The organism is Kitasatospora sp. NPDC024654 (assembly GCF_055559155.1).
This window is the reverse complement of sequence record NZ_JBVHLF010000288.1, coordinates 1-1,050: the sequence shown is the minus strand read 5'-3', so window position 1 is coordinate 1,050 and position 1,050 is coordinate 1. Positions and strand designations below refer to the sequence as shown.

Below are 1,050 nucleotides of genomic sequence, written 5' to 3'. Positions count from 1 at the left end.
TCCAGGCGGACAGGGTGCCGCCGTAGGACTGGCCGAAGGCGGCGCCGTTGACGGTGGTTCCGCTCGGCACGGTGACCGGGACGTTGACCGAGCCGGAGCCGGTGTTGCTGATCACGACCTGGCCGTTCTGCACCGAGGCGGTGACCGAGCCGGCCTTCTCGGCGGCGGCCCAGGCGGCCGAGTCACCGAGGGTCTGCGAGGTGGTCGCGTCGGTCATCTGGACCAGTGGCGTGGTGTACCAGCTGTTGTACTGCGCCAGCATGTCGTTGATCAGGCTGAGCAGCGTGTAGCCGTAGTCGGAGGTGACGCCGTTGACGGTCTGGGTGGCCGGGCCGATCAGGTTGGTCTGGTGGGCGTAGTTCATCCGCGGGTCGTCGTTCAGCACGTGGCCGAGCATGATCCGGGACTCGCTGGCGAGCACCTGCGCCTCGGTGGCCGCGGTGGTGGTGCAGGTGGTGGAGGGCGTGTCCGCGCACTTGCCGGTCTCGTTCGGGTACTGCGGGTCGTTCATCGAGGAGCCCTGGGCCACGTAGGCGGTGTTGTACTCGCTGAGCTCGTCGGGCCAGTTGGCGGCGTTGTAGTAGATGTTGCTCGGGTAGCGCGGCGCGGAGTCCGCGGTGTTGCTCGCGCCGGAGGCCGAGGTCCCCTGGATGGTGTAGCTCTGCGGCTGGCGCGAGGCGTCGGTGCCGAAGACGCCGATCCCCATGTCCGCCATCGCCTTCGGCATGTTGGGGTTCTCCAGGCCGGAGTGCTCGCCGGTGACCAGGTTGGCGCTGCTCCAGTTGGTCAGGCCGTTGTTGGCGGCGAAGGCGTCGTCCAGGCCGATCTCCTGCTCGATGCTGGAGTCCGGCTGGGTGCTGGTGGCCGGCAGCCAGGCGGCGCTCGAGGAGCAGTCGATGCCCGGGTCGGTGGCGGTCGGGAAGGTGCTGGTGCTGCCCGGGCCGCCGCCGGGGGTGGCCGCCCCGGTGTCGGTGAAGGAGTAGCTGGTGGTGGCGCCGGTCGGGTCCTCCTTGACCTGGCCGACCAGGCCGAAGCTGGTCGAGCCGGCCG

General features: G+C 69.9%; 1 pseudogene. It reads right to left on the bottom strand.

Going from position 1 to position 1,050, the window contains the following annotated elements:
- Positions 1-1,050, bottom strand: a pseudogene (locus ACZ38L_RS39675) (hypothetical protein); the annotation flags it as partial.